Source organism: Prevotella sp. (genome assembly GCF_036570325.1).
Classification (GTDB): Bacteria; Bacteroidota; Bacteroidia; order Bacteroidales; family Bacteroidaceae; genus Prevotella.
The window spans coordinates 1-21,765 of the sequence record NZ_DATCYK010000134.1; the positions used below are offsets into that span (position 1 = coordinate 1).

General features: G+C 49.2%; 18 protein-coding genes. 3 read left to right on the forward strand and 15 right to left on the reverse strand.

Going from position 1 to position 21,765, the window contains the following annotated elements; translation table 11 throughout:
• Window positions 1-1,301 (reverse strand): DNA topoisomerase (locus VIR50_RS11990; protein ID WP_331935346.1); only part of this gene is annotated, 1,301 nt, incomplete at its 3' end.
• Between the two features lie 202 nt (window positions 1,302-1,503).
• Here VIR50_RS11990 and VIR50_RS11995 point away from each other — a divergent pair.
• The gene (locus VIR50_RS11995; RefSeq protein WP_331935347.1) at window positions 1,504-2,673 is read left to right on the forward strand and encodes a PCMD domain-containing protein; all 1,170 of its coding nucleotides are present in this window, start codon (window positions 1,504-1,506) and stop codon (window positions 2,671-2,673) included.
• Complete coding sequence (locus VIR50_RS12000; RefSeq protein WP_331935348.1) at window positions 2,670-3,422, forward strand: porin family protein; 753 nt, start codon at window positions 2,670-2,672, stop codon at window positions 3,420-3,422. The genes VIR50_RS11995 and VIR50_RS12000 overlap by 4 nt, the downstream gene beginning before the upstream one ends.
• Before the next feature lie 277 nt (window positions 3,423-3,699).
• Here the strand turns inward: VIR50_RS12000 and VIR50_RS12005 are convergent, their stop codons facing one another.
• The 14 genes from VIR50_RS12005 to VIR50_RS12070 all read right to left on the reverse strand — a co-directional run bounded on the left by VIR50_RS12005 (window position 3,700) and on the right by VIR50_RS12070 (window position 20,260).
• Complete coding sequence (locus tag VIR50_RS12005; protein WP_331935349.1) at window positions 3,700-4,077, reverse strand: MarR family transcriptional regulator; 378 nt, start codon at window positions 4,075-4,077, stop codon at window positions 3,700-3,702.
• Between the two features lie 9 nt (window positions 4,078-4,086).
• The gene (gene trxA, locus VIR50_RS12010; RefSeq protein WP_331935350.1) at window positions 4,087-4,578 is read right to left on the reverse strand and encodes a thioredoxin; all 492 of its coding nucleotides are present in this window, start codon (window positions 4,576-4,578) and stop codon (window positions 4,087-4,089) included.
• 774 nt (window positions 4,579-5,352) lie between these two features.
• Window positions 5,353-5,838 carry a DUF4112 domain-containing protein gene (locus VIR50_RS12015; RefSeq protein ID WP_331935351.1) on the reverse strand — a complete coding sequence of 162 codons (486 nt, stop codon included), beginning with the start codon at window positions 5,836-5,838 and terminating at the stop codon, window positions 5,353-5,355.
• Between the two features lie 16 nt (window positions 5,839-5,854).
• Entirely contained in the window at window positions 5,855-6,109 is a 255-nt protein-coding gene (locus VIR50_RS12020; RefSeq protein WP_331935352.1) for a hypothetical protein, read from the reverse strand.
• 145 nt (window positions 6,110-6,254) lie between these two features.
• The gene (queG, locus tag VIR50_RS12025; RefSeq protein ID WP_331935353.1) at window positions 6,255-7,292 is read right to left on the reverse strand and encodes a tRNA epoxyqueuosine(34) reductase QueG; all 1,038 of its coding nucleotides are present in this window, start codon (window positions 7,290-7,292) and stop codon (window positions 6,255-6,257) included.
• Window positions 7,270-7,881: a polysaccharide deacetylase family protein gene (locus VIR50_RS12030; RefSeq protein WP_331935354.1), complete on the reverse strand. Its 612-nt coding sequence runs from the start codon at window positions 7,879-7,881 to the stop codon at window positions 7,270-7,272. The genes queG and VIR50_RS12030 overlap by 23 nt, the downstream gene beginning before the upstream one ends.
• 42 nt (window positions 7,882-7,923) lie before the next feature.
• Window positions 7,924-11,256, reverse strand: a complete 3,333-nt coding sequence (locus tag VIR50_RS12035) for a protein O-mannosyl-transferase family (protein ID WP_331935355.1) — start codon at window positions 11,254-11,256, stop codon at window positions 7,924-7,926.
• A gap of 310 nt (window positions 11,257-11,566) precedes the next feature.
• Window positions 11,567-12,196 (reverse strand): metal ABC transporter ATP-binding protein, encoded by a 630-nt coding sequence (locus VIR50_RS12040; RefSeq protein ID WP_331935356.1) that lies wholly within the window; start codon window positions 12,194-12,196, stop codon window positions 11,567-11,569.
• 7 nt (window positions 12,197-12,203) lie between these two features.
• Window positions 12,204-13,436, reverse strand: a complete 1,233-nt coding sequence (locus tag VIR50_RS12045) for a metal ABC transporter solute-binding protein, Zn/Mn family (protein ID WP_331935357.1) — start codon at window positions 13,434-13,436, stop codon at window positions 12,204-12,206.
• Window positions 13,409-14,356: a hypothetical protein gene (locus VIR50_RS12050; protein ID WP_331935358.1), complete on the reverse strand. Its 948-nt coding sequence runs from the start codon at window positions 14,354-14,356 to the stop codon at window positions 13,409-13,411. Before VIR50_RS12050 ends, VIR50_RS12045 begins: the two co-directional genes overlap by 28 nt.
• Window positions 14,357-14,366: 10 nt before the next feature.
• Window positions 14,367-15,635: a phosphoribosylamine--glycine ligase gene (gene purD / locus VIR50_RS12055; RefSeq protein WP_331935359.1), complete on the reverse strand. Its 1,269-nt coding sequence runs from the start codon at window positions 15,633-15,635 to the stop codon at window positions 14,367-14,369.
• A 5-nt stretch (window positions 15,636-15,640) separates the two neighbouring features.
• Entirely contained in the window at window positions 15,641-17,833 is a 2,193-nt protein-coding gene (locus VIR50_RS12060; protein ID WP_331935360.1) for a S9 family peptidase, read from the reverse strand.
• 11 nt (window positions 17,834-17,844) lie between these two features.
• Window positions 17,845-19,335: a THUMP domain-containing class I SAM-dependent RNA methyltransferase gene (locus tag VIR50_RS12065; protein ID WP_331935361.1), complete on the reverse strand. Its 1,491-nt coding sequence runs from the start codon at window positions 19,333-19,335 to the stop codon at window positions 17,845-17,847.
• Window positions 19,319-20,260, reverse strand: a complete 942-nt coding sequence (locus tag VIR50_RS12070) for a serine O-acetyltransferase (protein WP_331935362.1) — start codon at window positions 20,258-20,260, stop codon at window positions 19,319-19,321. The genes VIR50_RS12065 and VIR50_RS12070 overlap by 17 nt, the downstream gene beginning before the upstream one ends.
• A 330-nt stretch (window positions 20,261-20,590) precedes the next feature.
• On the opposite strand from VIR50_RS12070, the gene VIR50_RS12075 reads away from it, so the two are divergent.
• Window positions 20,591-21,765: hypothetical protein (locus VIR50_RS12075; RefSeq protein ID WP_331935363.1), on the forward strand; the 1,175-nt coding region annotated here is incomplete at its 3' end.

The window sequence follows — 21,765 nt, forward strand, 5'->3', positions numbered from 1 at the left end:
TAGACCACATGCCAGCCCGGATCGAGTATCTCTTTGCCCGATGTTTTGAACTCTATGCCATCTATTTCGCCCAATACGGTCGTGGTGGAGAACTTACAATCCGGATAGAAAACGCTGATAAAGCGGCGTGTAACGAGGTCGAATACATGGCGTTCCATGTCGCTCAGTCCCTGCGGAACTACGCCGGTAGGGATGATGGCATGGTGATCGGTCACCTTAGACGAGTCAAATACCTTCTTGCTTTTGGGCAGAGGTTTGCCTCCCAATGGCCTGACGAGCTCGGCATAGGGGGCTTGTCCGGCGTATTTGGTTTGAAAAATGCCATTCATTATCTGAGGACACTTGGGGTAAATGTCGTCACTGAGATACTGAGTGTCCACACGCGGATAGGTCGTTACCTTCTTTTCATACAGACTTTGAATGAGATTGAGGGTTGCTTCGGCCGAATAGCCAAACTTCTTGTTGCAGTCTACCTGCAACGATGTGAGGTCGTAAAGGTGTGGCGGGTTCTCTATGCCCTTCTTCTTCGTTACACTCGTGATGGTGAAAGGCTTGCCCTCAATGGTGGCAAAGGCCTGTTCACCCTCCTCCTTGCTGGTGAATTTACCTTTGGTCGCGGTGAATTGAGTCTCCCGATAGATGGTTGCGAGAATCCAATAAGGCTCGGGCTTGAAGTTATCGATTTCCTTTTGTCGGTTCACAATGAGCGCCAAGGTCGGTGTCTGCACGCGTCCTATGCTCAATACCTGCCTATTCTGCCCGTACTTCAGTGTATATAGGCGCGTGGCGTTCATTCCCAATATCCAATCACCTATGGCTCGGGAGAGTCCCGCCAAGTAAAGTGACTGATAGTCGTCCTGATCTTTGAGGTTTTGAAAGCCCTCGCGGATGGCTTCATCGGTCATGGAACTAATCCATAAACGCTTTACCGGGCACTTGGCTTGCGCTTTCTGCATGACCCATCGTTGGATAAGTTCACCCTCCTGACCGGCGTCACCGCAGTTAATGATACCATCGGCAGCCTGCATGAGCTTCTCTATCGTGGCAAATTGGTTCTTGATTCCCTGATCCTCAATCAGCTTGATACCGAATCGTGGGGGAATCATGGGCAGGGCGCCCAAGCTCCAATGCTTCCAGTTTTCCGAATAGTCATTGGGCTCTTTCAGGCAACAGAGGTGACCAAAGGTCCATGTTACCTGATAGCCATTGCCCTCCATATAGGTTTTCTTGTCGGTTGTGGCGCCGATAATGCGGGCTATGTCTCTTCCTACGCTGGGTTTCTCTGCTATGCAAACTATCATTTTTCCTTTTGCTTGGAGTGCAAAGATACATCATTTAATTTGGCTGACAAAGTGAAAAGGGCTAACTTTTGGAATAATTACGTGTAGCTTTTGGCACCTTTCAAGGCTTAAAAGACGCAAATTATCACCTATTTATATAGGGTCAGAAAGGGCTTTTGGCAAACTTTTCGTAACTTTGCGGCGATTATTGTGAATAGGTATTATGATGAAAGTATTATTAAAGATAATGTTGGTACCGCTGTTGTGTACCCTCATTTTATCGTGTGTGCAAGATGAGCCGCTCAATGCCGAATGCGACATAGAGGCCATATCGTTCCATTTGGAGCAGCCCGAAGAAGTGTTTTATAATGCCACTGACACAGTGCAAAGCGTTTCCTCAACCGTTACTGATATAACTTTCAGCGTCAGACGTAGGGCTGATATAACCTCGTTGGCCCCGGTCTTCAAGATTACTGATGGTGCTTCGATTGTTCCGGCCAGTGGTTCGGCCCAAGACTTCAGCCAAGGTCCGGTTGTCTATACGGTCACTTCGCAGGACGGAGCCTATCATCGTACCTATCGCTTGGCGGTGAAGCACGAAACAAAGATGGTGAACGACGAGGTTAATTTCGATTTTGAGCATGTTACTTTGGCGGGAATAGGCAGTAAGACCAAATATTATGAGTGGCAGGAATTGCACGAAGACGGCACACTGACAACCGATTGGGCCACGGGTAATGGTGCTTTCGCCATCACGGCTTCGGGAAAGAGCGAGAAGGAATTTCCCTCTTTCTCCATTGACGAGGGCTTTGAGGGCAAAGGAGTACAGCTTGTTACTCGGTCCACAGGCTTATTTGGATGGATTGCGAGTATGCCAATTGCGGCCGGCAACTTGTTCTATGGCACCTTTAACGTGGAAAGTGCGTCCCTCGATCCCTTGCATGCCACCCAGTTTGGGCGGCCTTTCGACCGTAAACCTCTTCATTTTACGGGGTATTACCAATATGCACCCGGAGAGAAACTGACCGACCGTAAGAGTAAGCCTATCAAGGACCAAACCGATGAAGGTTCCATTTACGCCGTGTTCTATCGCAATCATGACGCTGATGGAAAGGCCTTCGTATTAGACGGAACCAACGTGAAGACGAGCGAACTCATCGTGGCTATAGCCGATATGGGCCCCGTGAAGCCCATGGATAAGTGGACTTCATTCGATTTGGAGTTCAAATATACCAATGAAATCGACCTTGATTTGCTGGCCAACCGTGGCTATAGCTTGGCCATCGTGTTCTCATCGAGCCGTCAGGGCGATAATTTCATTGGGGCCGTTGGCTCAAAACTGATGGTTGATAAAGTGAAAATTATTTGTGAAAAGGAGGATGTAAAAGAATGAAAAAGATAAGTTTGACGGTGCTCATGTCGATGTTCGCCCTTATGATGTCGGCGCAGCAATGTATTCTTGATGGCGTAACTTACAGCGCACGCTTGGGTTATAACCTTGGCGGAACGGCCCCCGTGGGCTTGCCGGCGACCATCCGAAAGCTCAGCAGCTATGAACTTACCCCGAGCTTTCAGGCTGGTATTGACGCCGAAAAGCCGTTGACGCATGGTGTGGGCGTGCTTGTGGGACTGCACATAGAGAACAAAGGCATGAATGTTGACGCCCAAGTGAAGAATTATCACATGCAAATAGCCAAGGGAACGCAGGTGCTTGAGGGGCAATTTACAGGAAGTGTGAGGACCAAAGTGCGTGAATGGATGGTCACCGTGCCCGTTCAGGCTACTTGGCACCCATCCGAGGCGTGGCGATTAAGGCTCGGTCCTTACGTGTCTTATGTGTTTTCACGCGATTTCTCGGGCTATGCGCACGAAGGTTATTTGCGAGTGGGCGACCCGACGGGGGCCAAGGTCAACATTGGTAGTGAGCCCGGACAGCGTGGCGACTACGATTTTACCTCGGACATGCGCCGTTTTCAGGTGGGATTGGCCCTCGGTGCCGATTGGAATTTCTATCGGCGATTGGGTTGTTTCGTGGAACTCAATTGGGGACTGACGGGCATTCATCGTTCTGATTTCAAGACCATAGAGCAGACCCTTTATCCTATTTACGCCTCGGTAGGTTTGAGTTACAAACTGAATTAGGGCCTTGGAGTAGATAAAGAGCAAAAAGGAAACAACCGATAGCTTGTTGTTTGAGGGCTTTATAAAGGTCTTGGAGCAAGTAAAAGTTAAATGGAAAACGTCGTAGAGCGGTCGTTAAGTCGGCCGAATTAAGACCTTCGGATTGATAAAAAGCAAACGTGCCACCGGAAAAGAGCTTCCGGCGGCACATTTTTTTGTAGAAAATAGGCAGTATTCAGCAATTTAAGAAGAAACTCTTATTGCACTTGTTCGCGCTATTTTACGGGAAAAAATAAAATTATAGTTCGGCTTGGGCCACTTGGTCAGACAGTTCTTGCAGTTCGGTTGGTAGTTGCAGCGAGTCACAATTCAGCTCGTGCAGCAAGTCTTTGCCCCTTGTGCTGATGGTGAACTTCATGCAACGCTTGTCCTCTTTGCAAGCTTTGCGACGGATGAGACCGCCCTTTTCGAGTGAGGCGATTACTTTTGATGCGTTGGAAGGGGTCAAGTTCATCTCGTCGGCAATCTCTCCCGAGGATATATGTTCTTTGTCATCGATCAGGCATAACAGCATTGCCTCGTTGATATTGAGCCCCAGCCTTTGTTGCAGGGAGCCTTCAAAAGCGGCAATCTCACGATAAATGGTCCTGATACGACGGATACATTCCTGATCCATTCCGTCTCCTTACTTTAACAGTGTAGACTTGATGGCCTGTTCAAACTGCTGCTTGTTCATGGCGCCTACCTGCATTTGGGGCTGTCCGTCTTTAGGAATGAAGAGCAGCGAGGGGATAGAACGCACGCCGAAGAGGGCTGCCAATTCCTGCTGTTGGTCTACGTCGACCTTGTAAACGTCAATCTTTCCGGCGTAGTCGTTGGCCAATTCTTCCAAGATAGGCGCTGTGGCCTTGCATGGACCGCACCATGTGGCGTAGAAATCGATGATGGCCGGCTTGTCACCTTCAAACACCCACTCCTTCGGATGTTTCTCGTAGTCCATTACTTTGGTCTTGAACGCGCTGGTAGTTAATTCTTGTACTGTCATATTTTTTTTAGTTTTATTTGTTGATACTTTATTTACTTGTTTTGTGTTGTTGTCTTTTTTGCCGCTGTTGGCTGAGCAAGCAGTCAGGGCCATTGCTGCCATGACGGTGAGAATCAGTGTGGCTCTTTTCATTGTCGTTGTTCTTTTAATGTTTTGGGAGGTGATTCTCTCCCTTTAATTTTATTTTCCTTTGGAAACTGATGCAAAGATAATAGAAGGTTGCCATGCGACAAAATTTCCGTTGGAAAATAAATATTACTTAACTAAAAACCACCTCTTGTTAACATTTTCCAATGGAAAATAAGTGTTATTTGTCATCTTTGATGGTTTTCTTGGCTAAGAATGGCAGGGGCGTTATGGCCCTCGTCGCGGTTGGTGGGTGATGGGGTGGGTAATGTAAGGCGAGACTTTGCGCGGGCGTATTAGGCCGGTTATGTAAAGAAATATTCACTTTAAAACGCTGTTTGTTTTAGCGTCATATAGCGAGGAGTGGCGTTTCACGGACTCGTTTTTACGTGAAAAATAGCTGAAAAGGTAGCTATAAAATCATGGATGGACGGCTGTGCCCGGCCGAAAGCAGTGTTTCGAGTTGGCTGTTTTTGGCTTTTGAGCAGCTGAAAGGGTCATGACGGTGAAGTGAAAAGCCCTCTTTGGGCACACGAAAGGGCTGCTTTGGCCGGTCAGAAGGGGGCTTATCGGCCGGCTATGGCGTAGGTTTGTAGATTTTGATATGTGTAAGTTGTTGATTATTAGTCAGATGATTAAATAGTAAAATCCTTGCGATTTTTCCACCGAAAGACTGTTTTGATGAAAAAATCGCAAGGATTTGAGTTTTTTTGTAAAGTATTTTCTGAATGTTTGCGTGGGCGTTCCGCCGCCTTGTCATGACCTTTGTGGAGGATAATGTTAGGTAAACAGCACGGTGCCGAGCTTTCCTATCAGCGTGATGATAAGCCATATCATGAGACCGATGGCTATCAGTAGGCTGATGAAGACGAGCAGGCTATAGACTGCTTTACGGTTAATCTCGCTGATGATGTGCGAGTCGTGGTTGACAAAACCGTCTATCAGCTGCATGTTTTTCTTGTTGGAGCGGTGGAAGAAGTCGATAACGTCGCCCACGTAAAAGGGTATCAGGCCCATGAAAATGTCACGAAGGCTATTGTTGAGGATAGCCAGCGTGAGGGGGATGGACCGTAACTTGAATAGGCTGAAGTAGACATGGACGAGCGAAAAGAGGGCTGTGACCATGTCGCCGATACCTCCCGGAATGAGACCTATGGCGCCATCGAGGTGGTATTGGTCTAAAAGCAGGGTTATTTTCTGCATCCGCAAGTAGAGATTACTTTGCTTCAGCTTGTCCTTTCTCTGTTCTGAAACTTTCTTGTTCATATTGTTCAGTTTTGTGTTATGGGATTTTTCCTTCGAGCAGCAGCGTGAAGTTGTATCGGTAAGCCTCCACCATCGTGAGGTAGCGGGCCGAGCCTTCGGGACACGATTTGAAGATTTCGGTTTGGCTGAAGGCCGGATAAATGTGCTCATAATGTTCCAGCAAGGCTTGTTTTACGGCTTGTGGACTGTCGGGATTGGCCCCGGCCTCATTGAGAACGCGCAGGGCGAAGGAGTGGAAAAAGGCCTGTACGGCTTGTTCTATTTCATTCATAATGTAGTCGTAAATGGTGAAGGGATGTATATTTTGTAAAGAATGATTTGTCGTGACGTGGTGTTTTGACTTTTCGTTTGTGGTGATATTTTTTTGAAAAGATAGGATTTTGGGTGGATAATGACCGTGGTCAGCCGGCCATCGCTTAGTCCTTATCGGGTGGAAGCGTGGCATTGGTTTCGTGTCGGTCGGGCTGTTGCGCCTTTGCCGTGTGGCGTATGGCGGCTTCGATGTTGCGTTTCAGGCCGGCGTATTTCACTCTTTTGACTGCGCTTCCCTTAAAAAGGTTGCGATATTGTTCCTCGGTCAACTCCTGCCAATTGCTGCGTCGCATGTTGAGGAGCGCCTCGCTGGGTTGCAGCTCGGGCGTGGTGTTGGGCTTGGCGAAGCGGTTCCACGGGCAGGCTTGCTGACAACGGTCGCATCCATAGATGGTATTGCCCATCGCTTGTTGTGCTTCGGCGGACAGATTGCCCCTATTCTCGATGAGCTGATAGCTCAAACAGCGCTCCGAATCAAAGGTTGTACTCTCTAACCGGATAGCTCCGGTGGGGCAGGCGTCTATACATTTGTGGCATTTTCCGCAGCGGTTGCCCATCGGTTGGTCGTATTCCAATTCGGCGGAAAGGAACAGCTCGCCTAAGAAAAACATGCTTCCGGCAAACGGAATGATGAGTTGGTGGTTGCGACCTATCCATCCCAAGCCTGCTTTCTCGGCCCAATAGCGTTCCAGCACGGGCCCCGAGTCGACAAAGATGCGGCAGGTGAGCGTGTCGTCATCGGCCTGCGAGGTGTCGGCGGCTTGTGGTTGATAAAGGCAGTCCACCGCTCCTATGGCGACGGCGAGCTGCCGTAGCTTGGCTTTAACAATGTCGTGATAGTCCTTTCCCAAGGCGTAGGCGGCCAATTGGTACTCTTCGGCGTCGGGACAGTGGGCCGGTGCGTAGTTGAGCGCTACGCTGACAATGCTTTTAAGGCCCGGCATGAGCCGCCGCGGGTCAAGGCGCATGTCGGTATAGTTGGCCATGTAGTCCATGCCTGCGTGATGTCCGTTGGCCAACCATGACCTTAGCTGCCTCGACATCTTGTCATCCACGGGCTCGGCCTTGGCTATGCCACACGCAAAAAAGCCGAGACGGGCTGCCTCGGCTTTGATTTTATCAGTCAAAAGTCTTGAATTCATATCCTTGTTCTTTTAACCATTCGATTGATTTGGGCAAGGCATACTTGAGTTTTTCAATGCTCTTGAGCGAGTCATGGAACGTTATGATACTGCCGTTGCGGGCAAACCGCTTGACATTATTGAGCACATCCTCGCCCGTAAGCCACTTGGAATAGTCGCGGGTGACCAAGTCCCACATGACGATGGTGTATTGGCGGGAGAGCCACCAATAGACGCTGGCCCGCATCCAGCCGTGGGGTGGGCGGAAAAGATGGGCGTGGATAAGCTCGTTGGCCTTGCTTGCGTTCAGGGCATAGCTAAGCGTCCAGTGCTTAAAAGAGCCCATGTGGTTGAACGTGTGGTTGCCAACTTGGTGGCCGGCGTTGACGATGTCGTTATAGAGATCGTGGTAACGGAGCACGTTTTCGCCCACCATGAAGAAGGTGCCCTTCACGTTGTACTTGGCCAAAGTCTCTAAAATAAACGGCGTGGATTCGGGAATGGGCCCGTCATCAAACGTGAGATAGACGGAATGATCCTTCTTATCCATCCTCCAAAGGGCACGCGGGTAAATCCAGCGGAGCCATTTTGCGGGTTGTTCTATTATCATCCGTCTATCTCTTTAATGCGTTATTCTTCGGGCAAATATACGTTATTCCTCGGGCAAAAGACCGCCTTTGCCTTGGTAGAGCTTATAATAGTTCTCGAATTGGCGGTTCTGTTTGTCGGCCAAAGCCGCGTCGATGAAGCGTGTCGTGTTGATAACGCTGTGCATAATGCTAAGCTGGCGCAGGCAGGAAGACATGGAGAAGCTGAACTTGCCGCTATCCAGCGCAAGATACCACTTGACATATTGGTCGGCTTCTTTCCATACGGCGTTGATTACCTCACGGGCTTTGGCCTTGTTGCCAACCAGCGAGTAGGCTGCGGCTAAGTCGGTGCCACCGCTCAAGAAGCTGTAAGGAACGTTGTAAGTCGGTATCTCACGCTCGCATTTGGCAAGCACTTGAATGGCTTTTTCCTTCTGTCCCTCCTGAATAAGGTGGGTCGCCAATTCGGCAAACAGCCGGCGATGGGTATATACAAGTCGCAGGACAGTCTCGTCAAGGTAAAGGCCTTTCTGCTTCAGATTGCCGTACTTGTAGCGCTTCATCATGTTGTTATACACCTTTTCGGTGTCATAATTCTTGCTGCGGCTGGGGTCTATCGTGGTGAAAGGCGTGATACGGTTGGCCAATCCTTCCTTCACGAAGTTATCGCCAAGGTTCATGTAGTGCTTCTCACCTACCGTTGTAGCCACGTAGAGTGGGCGTGTCCAATTGGCGTTGGCTATCATTTCGAGCATCATGAGGTCGCCCTTATAGAGCGCGTTCTTCTTTGCGAGCGAGATAATCATGCGGTCCGGGATGGTGTCAGAGGCCATCAGCATGCCACTACGCTTCACGGCTTCCTTGTCAATGGTGACATACACCGTGTCGGTGGGGATGACATGAAGCTCTCCACGGCCCTCGAGCACCCAATGTTTCAGGATGTTCTTCAGCTCAAACGGCTCATCGCCAAACTGCTGTTTGGCTTGTTGAGGATTCTGTTTATAGAATTCGAGAATCTGATTCTTCAGTTCCGGTTGTATGGGAACGTATTCGTTGGTGCCCTGACAGTAATCGAGGCGCGACCAAGTGATAGGAGCGGTGGGCGAAGTGTAGGCCGGTCGCTTCATCTGATCAATGTACCAATCGGTCTGAAGATAGCTGAGATTGCAGACACGGGCGTCGGTTCGTACGCCTTCCACGTCCTGATTGTACCACAAGGGGAAGGTGTCATTATCGCCATTGGTGAAAATGATGGGGTTACCCTTGTCTTGTAAAGTCATCAGATAGTTCTGCCCGAAGTCACGGCAGGCATAACGGCCGGAGCGATCGTGGTCGTCCCATGTCTGACTGGCCATCTGTACGGGTACGAGAAGGCAGATAAGGCCTGCCACCGAGGCCAAGACAACGTCGTTGACCTTGATGTATTTCTTAAGCAAATCAATGATGGCGGCCACTCCAATGCCACACCATATAGCGAAAGCGTAGAACGATCCGGCGTAAGCATAGTCACGTTCGCGCGGCTGCATGGGCGTTTGGTTGAGGTAAATGACAATGGCGAGGCCCGTCATGAAGAACAAGAAGAAGACAACCCAGAACTGACGAATGCCTCGTTTGCCTCTCCACGCCTGCCAAAACAGACCGATGAGGCCTAACAAGAGCGGTAAGCAGTAGAACACATTGTGTCCCTTATTGTTCCGAAGGTCATCGGGGAGCTGGCTTTGGTCGCCTAATCGGGCGTTATCAATGAGTGATATGCCGGTAATCCAGTTGCCATGCTCGAGTTCTCCATTGCCTTGAATGTCGTTCTGACGGCCTGCGAAGTTCCACATAAAGTAGCGCCAATACATGAAATTGCATTGGTAGGAGAGGAAGAAACGGATGTTCTCAAACTGTGTGGGCACCTTTATAGACATCGGTTCACCACAACGGTCGTAAGGAACCTCGTTACCATCGACACCACCCATCCACTCTTCGTAGGCTTCGGCGTGGTCGTTGCTGTGCATGCGTGGGAAGAGCATGTTTTGAGCGTACACATAATGGTTCTTATGAGTTACGATGAAGTAAGAGTCTTTCTCGTCTTTGGACTTCTTTTCCTTGCGTGCATAGACGGGAGCTCCCTCGTTTGCCACGGGCTTACACATGTTTCCTTCCTGCTCAAGTTTAACTTGCGCGGTGTAAGGTTGGCCATAGAGCAAGGGACGGTCGCCGTATTGGTCGCGGCTCAGGTAGCTTCCAAGGGTAAAGATGTCCTCGGGTGAGTTCTGGTCCATCGGCGGATTGGCCGAGGAACGAATCACGATGAGGGCATAGCTGGAGTAACCTATCATGATCATAAGGAAGCCGAGAAGCATCGTATTCTTGATACGTGACGAAATGAAAGCTACCTTCTGCTTGTCGACCACCTTCTTATAATTGAGCACGAACCACAAAATGGCCAGCACGATGGCGCCAATGACAGCTGCGCTCCAGCCATAACCGTAGAACGGAATGCCCAGCAGGGCCACGGAAAGGAGGAACGATATATTCTCAAGTTTCTCATTGCGTTGGTTATAGCTCTCATAAATGGCCCATATAACGGTGGCTACCAACAGTATGATATAGATAATCTCGCCGGTATTGAAGGGGAGACCAAGTACGTTGACAAACAGCAATTCAAACCATCCGCCTACGGTAATAATGCCCGGTACAATGCCATAGAGCACGCCGGCCACGATGACAAAGGACACGGCCAAAGCCAAAAGTGAGCCTTTGAGCTCGATTTCGGGGAACTTACGGTAGCAGAATACCAGAACGATGGCGGGGATACAAAGCAGGTTGAGCAGGTGAACACCAATGCTAAGGCCCGTCATGTAGCAGATAAGAATGAGCCAACGGTCGCTATGAGGCTCATCGGCATGGTCTTCCCATTTGAGAATGAGCCAGAAAACGATGGCGGTAAAGGCCGACGAATAGGCGTAAACCTCGCCTTCTACGGCCGAAAACCAAAACGTGTCGCTGAAAGTATAGATGAGAGCGCCTACCAATCCCGAGGCTTCTATGGCTATCAGCTTGCCTAAACTCAGCTCGGTCCAATCCTTGAGGATGAGCTTTCGGGTGAGGTGAGTGATGGTCCAGAAGAGGAACAGTATGGTGGTGGCGCTGAGCAAGGCACTCATCGTGTTGACCCAGCGGGCCACCTGCGTGGCGTCACTTGCGAACTGGGAGAATAGATTGGCCGTGAGCATGAAGAAAGGTGCTCCGGGTGGATGGCCGATTCCGAGCTTGTAACCGGTGTCTATAAACTCTGGACAGTCCCAAAAACTGGCTGTCGGTTCAATCGTAGAGCAATATGTGAACGCTGCTATCAGGAAAGCAAGCCATCCCATGACATTGTCTACCAATCTGTACTGTTTCATTGTAGTTATTATTGTTTCAAAATACTTCTTGCAAAGATACGATATATTTTTATAACAGCAAATTTTTTGACATTTGCTAAGATTCCATTGAGCGATTAGCCGTGGGCAAGCGGGTTTGTCAAAGCGGGCCTTTCATCGTGTGAAAGCTGGCTTTTGACCATGCCAAAGCAGCCCTTTCAGGCGGTGAAAGGGCTGCTCTTGGAAAACGGTTGTGGGTGGAGTGATAAATGAGGGAAAGGGTCGAACCAGTCTGACTAGTCTGACTGGTCCGATGTTGCAGGGAGTGTGGGAAATAAGAGGGGCGGGTTGGTCAAAGCTGAACGAAGTGTTTGGCTTCTTGCTTCATCCGTTCGATGTCGTGGCTTACGATGATGATGGCGCAGTTTTGGTTGAGACGGTGGAGCATTTCGTACATTTCGTCCTGAAAACGGCGGTCGATATAGGTGTTGGGCTCATCGAGAATAATGACCTCGGGCTTAGAAACGATGGCCCGGGCCAGCAGCACTCGTTGGAGCTGACCACCACTCAGGGTGCCTATGGCTCGGTCGGCTACGGCGTCGAGGCCCATGGTGAGGATGGCCTCATCGGCTTGTGCCTTTTGAGTTTTGGTGTAATGATAAAAAAGAGAAGGCTTGCTCTTGAGTCCGGAAAGGACCACCTCGCGCACCGATATGGGAAAATTCTTGTCAATGTCGTTGTATTGTGGCAGGTAACCCATGTTGAGCGAGGCGGTAGGTTGGTTGTCTTTCAGATAGACAACCTTGCCTTCGCAGGGCGTTTTCAGTCCTAAAATGACATTGACCAACGTAGTCTTGCCGCAACCGTTGGGGCCCAATATGGCCAAAAAGTCATCGTGCTCTACTTGCAGGCTGATGTCTTTCACGGCCGTGATGTGGCCATAGGAAGCCGAAATGTGGTCGAGTCGGATGATAACTGCCATAGAAATGTTATTTTAAAAGTTCGGCTATGCGCACCATTTCCTTGTCCCAATGGTAGCTGAGCGGATTGATTTCGACCTCTTTCGCGCCACTGCCCTCGGCCACGATCCTGACGTTGCGGTTGGCAAACTCTTTCTGTACGAAGAGTGTTTTCACGCCTAACTGCTTGGCACTGTTGATCACTTGCTGTAGTTGGGCGGCGCTTGGCTCCCGTCCTTCTTCCTCTACGGGGATTTGGCGGAGCTGATACTCTTGCGCGTAGTAGGTCAGTGCGGGGTGATAGATGAGGAAAGCGGGCGTCTTGTCCTTGGTGAGTTTCATCTGAATATTGCGGTCAACCTCGTTTATTTTATCCATCAGTTTGTTGAGGTTGGCCCTGAAGTAGGTGCTGTCTTTGCTGTCTATCTCGGCCAAGGCACGATAAATGCGGGCGGCAATGAGCCGGGCGTTGGCCGTACTCATCCATGTGTGGGCGTCGTCAATACCGTTTGTGCTCTTCAAAGGCCTGATATTCTCCGATGCGTTGACGATGATGGTATGGGGAGCGTTGCTCTCCATTTTTTTCATCCATGTGCGCTCGAAGCCCAAATTGCCCACTTTGATGAAAAGGTCGCTGCCGGCCAATCCCATGATTTGCTTGGCGGTAGGCTCGTATATCTCAGGGTTGCTGCCTGCCGGGACCAAAGTATTCACGTCGAAGCGGTCGCCTGCAATCTGTTCGGTCAGGAAACGAAGGGGCTCTATGCTGACGGTGATTTGCCGGCCGGCCGTTTTGGGAGTGTAGGTGCAGGCTGTCAGTCCAACGACCGACATGGCCAAGATGATGTATCTGATAAATTTTCCCATAGAAATACTGATTAGTGAGATGAAAAAATTAGACCTCATAAGTCCTAAAACTATCGTGATGGCGCTGCCAAGAAACGGCACGAAGGCGAAGAATCCCATCCAAGCACCATGTCCGCGCATAAATCTTTTGGCTCTGTCGAGCTGGTTGGGGCTCACGTGGAGGTAATGTTCTATCCAATCCATGCGACCCATGCGGCCTATACCGTAGTTGAACAGTCCGCCGAGCACGTTGCCTACGGTGCCGAAAAGGATGAGTTGCCAAGGGTGAAGGCCGGCTGCTAATAGGGCCAGCATGACAACTTCGCTGCTGAAAGGTAGGAAACTACCTGCCAAAAACGCTGAAAAGAGCATGCCCCAATAGCCCCAGTCTATAAGAAAGTCTGTAAGGGTAGCCATAAATTAGTTATCACCAAAAGACCGGTGACCAATAAAATCAATATAAAAGATACGTTTGTGATAAATGTTTTCGTGAAAGTGATGTAGTGAGCTATCAGTGGTGACACGACGGTGATGAGCAATGGCGCGAGCATAGCGGCGTGTTGGGGTTGGAGCACCACGAAAATGACGAGGCAGACAAAGAGAATGATGAGTGCCTCGTAGACCATTCGGGTGCGTATTTTATCCAAATAGCTGTTGCGAAGGAAGTGAATCCCTCCTATAATGCCCATCAGCACGATGAAGATAAGCCCTGCCAGCAGTGTTGCCGGGGGCATATTGGCGAGGCTTGGCTCCTGAAAAGCGGTTATGCCTTGTATGTGTGAGAGGAGCATTTCGGCCTTTCCTTGGTAGACGAGCAGTCCCGTCACGAACCAATAAGGGGCTATCAGGCCCATGATGGAGGCGAAGAAGCCGCGCCATGTCATCGACATGATGCGTGTCATCATGAGAAACCACGTCAGCGGAACAAGGAACAGTGCCTGAATAAAGAACAAGCTGGCGATTCCAAGCATGGCGAAAGCAAAGAAAACGGAGCCCATGGACTGCTTGTCCTGATAGGATTGGAAGAGGAATATCAGGTGGAGCACGAAGCAAAGTTGCACGGTTCCCGTGGCGGCGCTGGCCGTGAACAAGTCAAGACAAGTGAGATTGAGCACAAGGAATGAGCATGACACCATTCGACTGTACGTTCTCATGAGTACGTTGCGGTTGTTCAATTCCACCATAAAATAGGTAGCAATGGCCATCAGGCCGAACTGAAGCCAAAGGTCTTGGCTTATCAGTCCGGCTGAAATCCATACCAACAGCGCTATGACGGCAGTTGTTGGCAGGGAGAATCTGTTTTCCGCGATTCTGTTCTGTAATCTTTTTACTTTCAAGTAAGCTGCTTTATAAGTCTTGTCCTATGTCTCTTCTGAAGTATTTGCCTATGAATTCTATCTTTTGAGCTTCCTCAAACGACTTTTGTAAGGCTTCTTCCTTGGTTTTCCCATAGGACGATACGGCGATGACACGGCCGCCATCGGTAACGGTCTGTCCGTCTTTCACCGTGGTTCCCGCATGGAATACAATGCTGTTTTCTACTTTGTCAAGGCCTGAGATAGGATAACCTTTCTTATATTCTTGGGGGTATCCTCCGCTTACCAGCATGACACTGACGGCCGCACGCTCATCGAAAACAATCTCTCGTTGGTCAAGATTACCCTCGGCAACGCCTTCAAACAAGTCGACGATGTCGCTTTTGAGGCGCAGCATGACGCTTTCAGTCTCCGGATCGCCCATGCGGCAGTTGTATTCTATGACCATCGGCTCACCGTTTACATTGATAAGACCGAAGAAAATAAAGCCTTTGTAATCAATGTTTTCAGCGGCCAAGCCTTCAACGGTGGGGCGGATAATCTGCCGGTCTACCTTTTCCATCCACGCTGTCGTGGCAAACGGTACGGGTGAAACGCTGCCCATACCGCCTGTGTTTAGTCCCGTGTCATGCTCGCCAATGCGCTTGTAGTCCTTGGCTTCGGGCAAAATCTTGTAGTTCTTGCCATCGGTCAGTACGAAAACGGAGCATTCTATACCGCTCAAGAATTCCTCAATGACTACTTTGGCGCTGGCATTTCCAAACATGCCGCCCAGCATTTCACGGAATTCTTTTTGGGCTTCTTCGAGTGTGGGGAGGATAAGTACGCCTTTGCCGGCAGCCAAACCATCGGCCTTGAGCACGTAAGGCGCTTGCAAGGTTTCTAAGAATTTGAGACCTTCTTGCAGCGTTGTGCCATCAAAAGTCTCATAGGCGGCCGTCGGAATGTGGTGACGTTTCATGAAAGCTTTCGCAAAATCCTTGCTTCCTTCGAGCACGGCACCGGCCTTCGATGGGCCTATCACGGGGATATTACGGGTCTTCGGGTCGGTCTTGAAGCTGTCGTAGATTCCTTTTACCAAGGGATCTTCAGGTCCTACGACCACCATTCCGATATTGTTTTCGACGGTAAAATCTTTCAGAGCTTCAAAGTCATCGGCCTTAATGGCCACATTCTTTCCGCAGTTTTCCGTTCCGGCGTTGCCGGGGGCGATGTACAGTTGGTCACACTTGGGACTTTGGGCTATCTTCCATGCGAGGGCGTGTTCACGTCCGCCGCCGCCTAACAATAATATTTTCATATTTTTTATTTCAAATAATCTTCAAAATATTGGGTAATACGCTCATGCAAGTGCGTGCTCTGATGGCCTCTCATGTTGTGGGGTTCGCCCGGATACATGAAGAAATCGGGCTGCGTGCCATCCAAGATGCACTGGTGAATGAAGGCCTTGGCATGTTGTGGAACCACAACGGGATCGTTCTCACCGGTGATAACTTGCAGTTTGCCTTTCAAGTTCTTGGCTTGTTTGAGCAAACTTGTCTTGGCATAGCCTTCAGGATTGGCCTCAGGGGTATCCATATAGCGTTCGCCATACATCGCCTCATACCATTTCCAGTCGATGACGGGGCCACCGGCAACGCCTACTTTGAACACGTCGGGGTAATTGGTCATGAGGGATATGGTCATAAAACCGCCAAAACTCCAGCCGTGAACGCCTAATCTGTCTGCGTCGACGTAAGGCAGTGATTTCAAGAATTCCACGCCTTTCATCTGGTCTTTCATTTCTTCTTGGCCCAATTGTCTGAAAGTTGCTTGCTCGAAAGCTCTTCCCCGGTTCTCACTTCCTCGATTGTCAAGGATGAAAAGCAGGTATCCTTTCTGCGCCATGTAGGTTTCCCACGACCTGCTACCGTAGTGCCAACGTGCATCTACGTTATGTGCGTGAGGGCCACCATATACATATACCACGGTAGGATATTTCTTTTCGGGATTAAAGTCAATGGGTTTCACCATGCGATAGTATAAGTCCGTGGTTCCGTCGGCAGCCTTAATGGTGCCGCAACTGTATTCGGGAACACGGTAATCTTTCCATGGGTTGGGGGCCGTGAAGTAGTTGGTGCGTTTGAGTTTGTTGATGTCGATAATCTCAATTCTGCGTGGAACTGTTGGTTCGGAGTAGTTATCAACGAGGAAAGTACCGCTTGCGCTCAGTTGGGCGTTGTGCCATCCCTTGCCGTTGTCAAGCAAAGTACGCTTGCCATTGTCTACATTGGCCATCCAAGTGTTGCGTTGAAGCGGGCTGGATTCGTTTGATGAGTAGATGACAGCGTGCTTCTTAGCGTTGAATCCTAAGAAATCCATCACCACCCATGTCCCCGATGTGACTTGCTTAATGAGCTTTCCGCGTGTATCCATCAGGTAAAGATGGTTGTAACCATCCTTTTGGCTCTGCATGATAAATAGGTTCTTGTCCCATGGAAGGAACACGATGGGAGAGGTAGGTTCTACGTATTTCGCGTCCGTTTCACGATAAAGCTCGGCTATTTTCTCACCGGTCGCGGCATTGTAGCTCACGAGGCGGCAGTCGTTTTGGTCACGGTTTAGCTCAAATAAGTAAACCGTTTTGCTGTCGGGGCTCCATGCCGGGTTGGTAAAATATCTGTTTGTGGGGTCTCCGGCCTTGAGATAAATGGTTTGTTGGCTGTTAGTGTCATATACACCGATGGTTACTTTGTGGCTCGTTTCACCCGCCATAGGGTATTTTTCCGGTGCATATTTGGCGCTACGTGACTCTCCCGGGGCCGGAGTCCAGTCGTTTTCCAAGTAATCTACAAGCGGATAATCGTTTACTTGGGTCTGATCCATGCGGGTGAAAGCCAACTTCGTGCCGTCAGGTGACCAAAAAGTACCTTTTGAGTAGCCAAATTCGTCACGGTGAACGCTGGTTCCATATAAGATGTTGCGTGAGCCGTCATTGGATAGCTGCGTATCTTTTACACCATCATTTTCCTTGGATGATCGCACAAAAAGATTGTAACCGCCCAATTCTGTGTAGGCAGTGAACTTGGAAACAGGGCTCCAATCGGCATTGTTTTTGTTGGTGATACTTTGTCGGAACACGACTTTGTGGGCTTTAAAGTCTACCAATAACTTCGTCGCGTCGCCTTCTACGAGCACCAAAGGTTTGCCCGCATAGGGGAATTGGGCATGATATAAACTACGGAGACCGTCATCTGCTCCGCTTCCTATCCATTGATTTATGTCTTTAAGGGTAAACAGTGTTTTCTCTTTACCACTTGTCTTGTCGATGAGACCACATTTATCAATGTGCAGCCGCACAAGTTCATCGCCCCACCATGCCGTCCATCGGTTGCGGACAGTTAGGTTACGGTAGTTTGTTCCACCGAAATTCAAGTCTTCCAGTGTAAAAGATTTCTGTTGAGCTTGTGCTGACATTGATAGGATTATCGATGTTAAAAGAGCCAGTATCTTATTCATTATCTTTTCATTTATTCGTCATCTGCGGCAAACTTTCTTTTTCCGCCAAACTTGTCGTTGCGCTTTCCGCCTTTATCAAAGCGTTTTCCGCCTTTGAAATCACGATTACCTTTGAAGCCACGGCCTTCCTTTCGGTCGTCGTTACGGCCACGCTTGTTGTCGAAACGGCCTTTGGACTCGCCTCGTTTGTCACCGAAGTCAATGTCGTGGCGGTGGAAAGAGAACGAACGAATGTCGCCTTCCTCGTTTGATTCCTGCTCATCGAGGCGCTTCTTGAACTCTCTGTTCTTCTTGAAACGGTGCTTCTGGGCCATTTCTCGCCTCTCTTCGTCAGTCTTGACGATACCTCCTTCGGCCCGAAATTCTTTCATTTTGCCGTCGAACATGGCGTACTTACGGAATTCGCATTCCAAACTTCCGTTGAAAACCGGTATCTTTATGCTTGGCTTTAAGCCGATTTGATCGAAACATTCCTCACGATAGCTGAGTATCCATGCGTCATTTCCACCGAAATCGTGCTTCAGTCGTTCGCCAATCATCTTGTAAGTACCCAATAGGTTGGGTGTAGAGATACGCTCACCATAGGGAGGATTCGTTATCATAATGGCCTTTTCAGCCGGCTTTTTGAAGTTCTTGAAGTCTTGCTGCTCCACCGTGATTTCCTTGGTGAGGCCTGCTGCCTTTACATTCAGCCGAGCCGTATTGACTGCTTTCATGTCAATATCGTAGCCATAGATATGGTGTGCAAATTCTCTTTCTTGCGAGTCATCGTTATAGATGGAATCGAACAGCTCCTGATCAAAGTCAGCCCATTTCTCAAAAGCGAACTCCTTGCGGAATACACCCGGGCTGATATTGCGTGCGATGAGGGCGGCTTCTACCAAGAGAGTACCCGAACCACACATCGGGTCGATGAAATCAGTTTCGCCATTCCAGCCGGTCATCAAGATCATACCTGCCGCCAAAACCTCATTGAGCGGTGCTTCCACGCTCTCCTGACGGTAGCCTCGACGGTGCAGACTCTCACCACTGGAGTCTAAACTCAACGTAGCGTCGTACTCGGCTACGTGGATGTTGAGCCTAATATCAGGATTGCTGACACTGATATTGGGGCGTTCGCCGGTCTTTTCACGGAATTGATCGACGATAGCGTCTTTGACTTTGTAGGTGACGAAGCGCGAATTACGGAATTCATCCGAATAAACGACAGAGTCAACAGAGAATGTTTTTCCCTTCTCTATGTATTGGCTCCAATCGATTTTCCGAACTTCTTCATACATGTCATCAGCCGATCGAGCCGTGAAATGGGCAATGGGCTTGAGGATGCGAATAGCAGTGTGCAACTGAAAGTTGGCCCGATACATCATTTCCTTGTCTCCTGTGAACGAAACCATGCGTCGTCCTATTTGCACGTTATTGGCACCCAGCTGGGTGAGCTCCTTGGCCAAGACGGTTTCTAATCCCATAAATGTCTTGGCGATGAGTTCAAATTCCTGTTCCATTATTGAATTCTATTTCTAAATTATCTATTTTTTCTTTTCTATATTTCTTTGTTTTGGGCTTCATGTCCTTTGTAATCCACGTGTTGGCACCTACGATACAGCCTTCGCCTATGGTGATACGGCCGAGGATCGTGGCGTTGGCATAGATAACAACATTATCTTTTATGATGGGATGGCGTGCCACTCCCTTTATTGGATTGCCGTCTTTATCGAGCGGAAAGCTCTTGGCGCCAAGCGTGACACCCTGATACAATTTCACATGATTGCCGATAATGCAGGTCGCACCGATGACAACACCCGTGCCATGGTCGATGGTAAAGTAGTTACCTATACGTGCTCCGGGGTGTATGTCGATACCCGTTTCGGAATGGGCAAGCTCTGTCATCATTCTTGGAATCAAAGGAACTTTCAATTGATGGAGCACGTGGGCCACACGATAGTTGATGAGTGCCTTGATGACGGGGTAGCATGAAATGACTTCTCCTTGGCTGATGGCGGCCGGGTCGCCCTTATAGGCGGCTTCAACATCGGTAGCCAATTGGCTTCTTATCTCGGGAAAACGCATGATGGCCTTAGCTGCCATTATGCCGGCCTTGGCCCGTCGGCGGTTGAGTTGCTGCGTACTTTCCGATTCTTTCTCGTCGGCAAAGCACAAACCGGCCAATATCTGTTCGCTGAGTAGCGCATGGAGTTTCTCTAACCTTACCCCGATGTGGTACTTAATTGTACTGAAAAAGACTTGTGAATTTCCGAAATATCCGGGCAGTAAGATTGAACGTGACAAATCAATAATGGCTTCGAGCGCTTTACTCGAAGGCAGTGGATTCCCATCTCGGTGCTTGTGGCACAGTCCTTTCATGGAGGATGGCTCGGACAAAGCGTCTACGGTTGCTTGTAGCTGATGGGTCAATTCAAGCTTACTCATGGATGATGTCTCAATATTTCTTTGCAAAGATAGTTATTTTAATTGATTATTAAAGGCATGAAAATGAAAAAAATAACAAGTGGAAAGCATTTTCTTTTCATGCCAAAGAAGCCTTATTTCCCCGTGCTTGGCCGTTGGGTAGGAGGCGGCTCTATATTATTAATAAGGTGTAAGTATATTTTGAGAAGAATAAGAGGGGCAAAGTAATGTGACGAAAGCCCACTTGGTATAGACAAATAATTAACGGCTTTACCCATATAAACAGCCCTTTGACACCGGTGGTTGCGTTTTTTTCGCTACCTTTGCAGCCGATTTTAAAGAGTTAATGTAATGAATCAGTCTGCAAGGACTTTCGTGTTGACCGGTTTGGTTGTGCTTTTTTTGCTGCTCATGCACCAGCTGCCTACGCTTTGTATCGGCAGTACGGAGTTGCGACATGTCAACCTGCTTAGTCAGATACTTCCCGATATTTACGAAAAAAATATAGATGTGGTACCCGTCCCCAAGGTATCCAAGCCCGTTGTGGCCATAACCCGACAAGGCCGAAAAATCAATTTTAAGGAGAAATGGTCCAAAGGCGTTGAGCCCATCCTCGATTTTTCGCAAGGTGGTAAGGGCGGTATGGACCACTTCTTCGCCCAATTGGCCCATATAAAGTCATTGGATCGTCCGGTCCGCATAGCTTATTTTGGCGATTCTTTCATAGAAGGTGACATCCTTACGGGTGATTTCAGGGCTTTGTTTCAGCAGCATTTCGGCGGAACGGGTGTGGGCTGGGTCGATTGCGGCACACCGATGTCGGCCTTTCGGCGCACGGTTAACCAGCGCTATAGCGGCATAACGGAGTATGCAGTGGTAAAGAAACCGTTTGATAACGTGCGCCAAGGCATAGCCCAACGCTATTATGTGCCGTCCGAGGGAGCCAAAGTTACCACGTTGGGTGCCAAGAAGTTGCCCAATGTTGCCACTTGGCAAACGGCTAAGTTGTTTCTTCACACGCCCCGGTCGATAACTGTCGGCGTGAACGCAGGGCAAACCGCGGCCCGCAGTTTCGTGACAGAATCGTCTCATGAGGTACAAATGATAGAAGTAAAGGCTGCGTCCATGTCGGAGGTTAGCTATCGTTTCAGTGGCGTTACGCCTTCTACGACGCTTTACGGCATGGCCTTAGAGGGAGAAAAAGGTGTCGTATTGGATAATTTTTCCATGCGAGGCTCCTCGGGAACACAGTTAAGTCGCATTCCCGTTGCCACGCTGGCCCATTTCGCCCGCTTGCGTCCTTACGACCTCATCATCATTCATTACGGGCTGAACGAAGCCGTTCCGGGCAACAGTGTGCCCATTCTTAAAGTCTACATAGAGGGAATGAAGAAAGCGATACGCAATATTCACGCCGCATTTCCTGAAGCCAGCATTCTTGTTATGAGCGTTCCTGACAGAGACCAACGGTCGGCCGAGGGCATTACGACGCTCAAGGAAGTTAAAAATCTGGTCAACCTTCAACA

Coding starts and splice junctions, on each gene's coding strand:
- VIR50_RS11995 (WP_331935347.1), top strand. CDS start 1,504: ATGATGAAAGTATTATTAAAGATAATGTTGGTACCGCTGTTGTGTACC.
- VIR50_RS12000 (WP_331935348.1), top strand. CDS start 2,670: ATGAAAAAGATAAGTTTGACGGTGCTCATGTCGATGTTCGCCCTTATG.
- VIR50_RS12005 (WP_331935349.1), bottom strand. CDS start 4,077: ATGGATCAGGAATGTATCCGTCGTATCAGGACCATTTATCGTGAGATT.
- trxA (WP_331935350.1), bottom strand. CDS start 4,578: ATGAAAAGAGCCACACTGATTCTCACCGTCATGGCAGCAATGGCCCTG.
- VIR50_RS12015 (WP_331935351.1), bottom strand. CDS start 5,838: ATGAACAAGAAAGTTTCAGAACAGAGAAAGGACAAGCTGAAGCAAAGT.
- VIR50_RS12020 (WP_331935352.1), bottom strand. CDS start 6,109: ATGAATGAAATAGAACAAGCCGTACAGGCCTTTTTCCACTCCTTCGCC.
- queG (WP_331935353.1), bottom strand. CDS start 7,292: ATGAATTCAAGACTTTTGACTGATAAAATCAAAGCCGAGGCAGCCCGT.
- VIR50_RS12030 (WP_331935354.1), bottom strand. CDS start 7,881: ATGATAATAGAACAACCCGCAAAATGGCTCCGCTGGATTTACCCGCGT.
- VIR50_RS12035 (WP_331935355.1), bottom strand. CDS start 11,256: ATGAAACAGTACAGATTGGTAGACAATGTCATGGGATGGCTTGCTTTC.
- VIR50_RS12040 (WP_331935356.1), bottom strand. CDS start 12,196: ATGGCAGTTATCATCCGACTCGACCACATTTCGGCTTCCTATGGCCAC.
- VIR50_RS12045 (WP_331935357.1), bottom strand. CDS start 13,436: ATGGCTACCCTTACAGACTTTCTTATAGACTGGGGCTATTGGGGCATG.
- purD (WP_331935359.1), bottom strand. CDS start 15,635: ATGAAAATATTATTGTTAGGCGGCGGCGGACGTGAACACGCCCTCGCA.
- VIR50_RS12060 (WP_331935360.1), bottom strand. CDS start 17,833: ATGAATAAGATACTGGCTCTTTTAACATCGATAATCCTATCAATGTCA.
- VIR50_RS12065 (WP_331935361.1), bottom strand. CDS start 19,335: ATGGAACAGGAATTTGAACTCATCGCCAAGACATTTATGGGATTAGAA.
- VIR50_RS12070 (WP_331935362.1), bottom strand. CDS start 20,260: ATGAGTAAGCTTGAATTGACCCATCAGCTACAAGCAACCGTAGACGCT.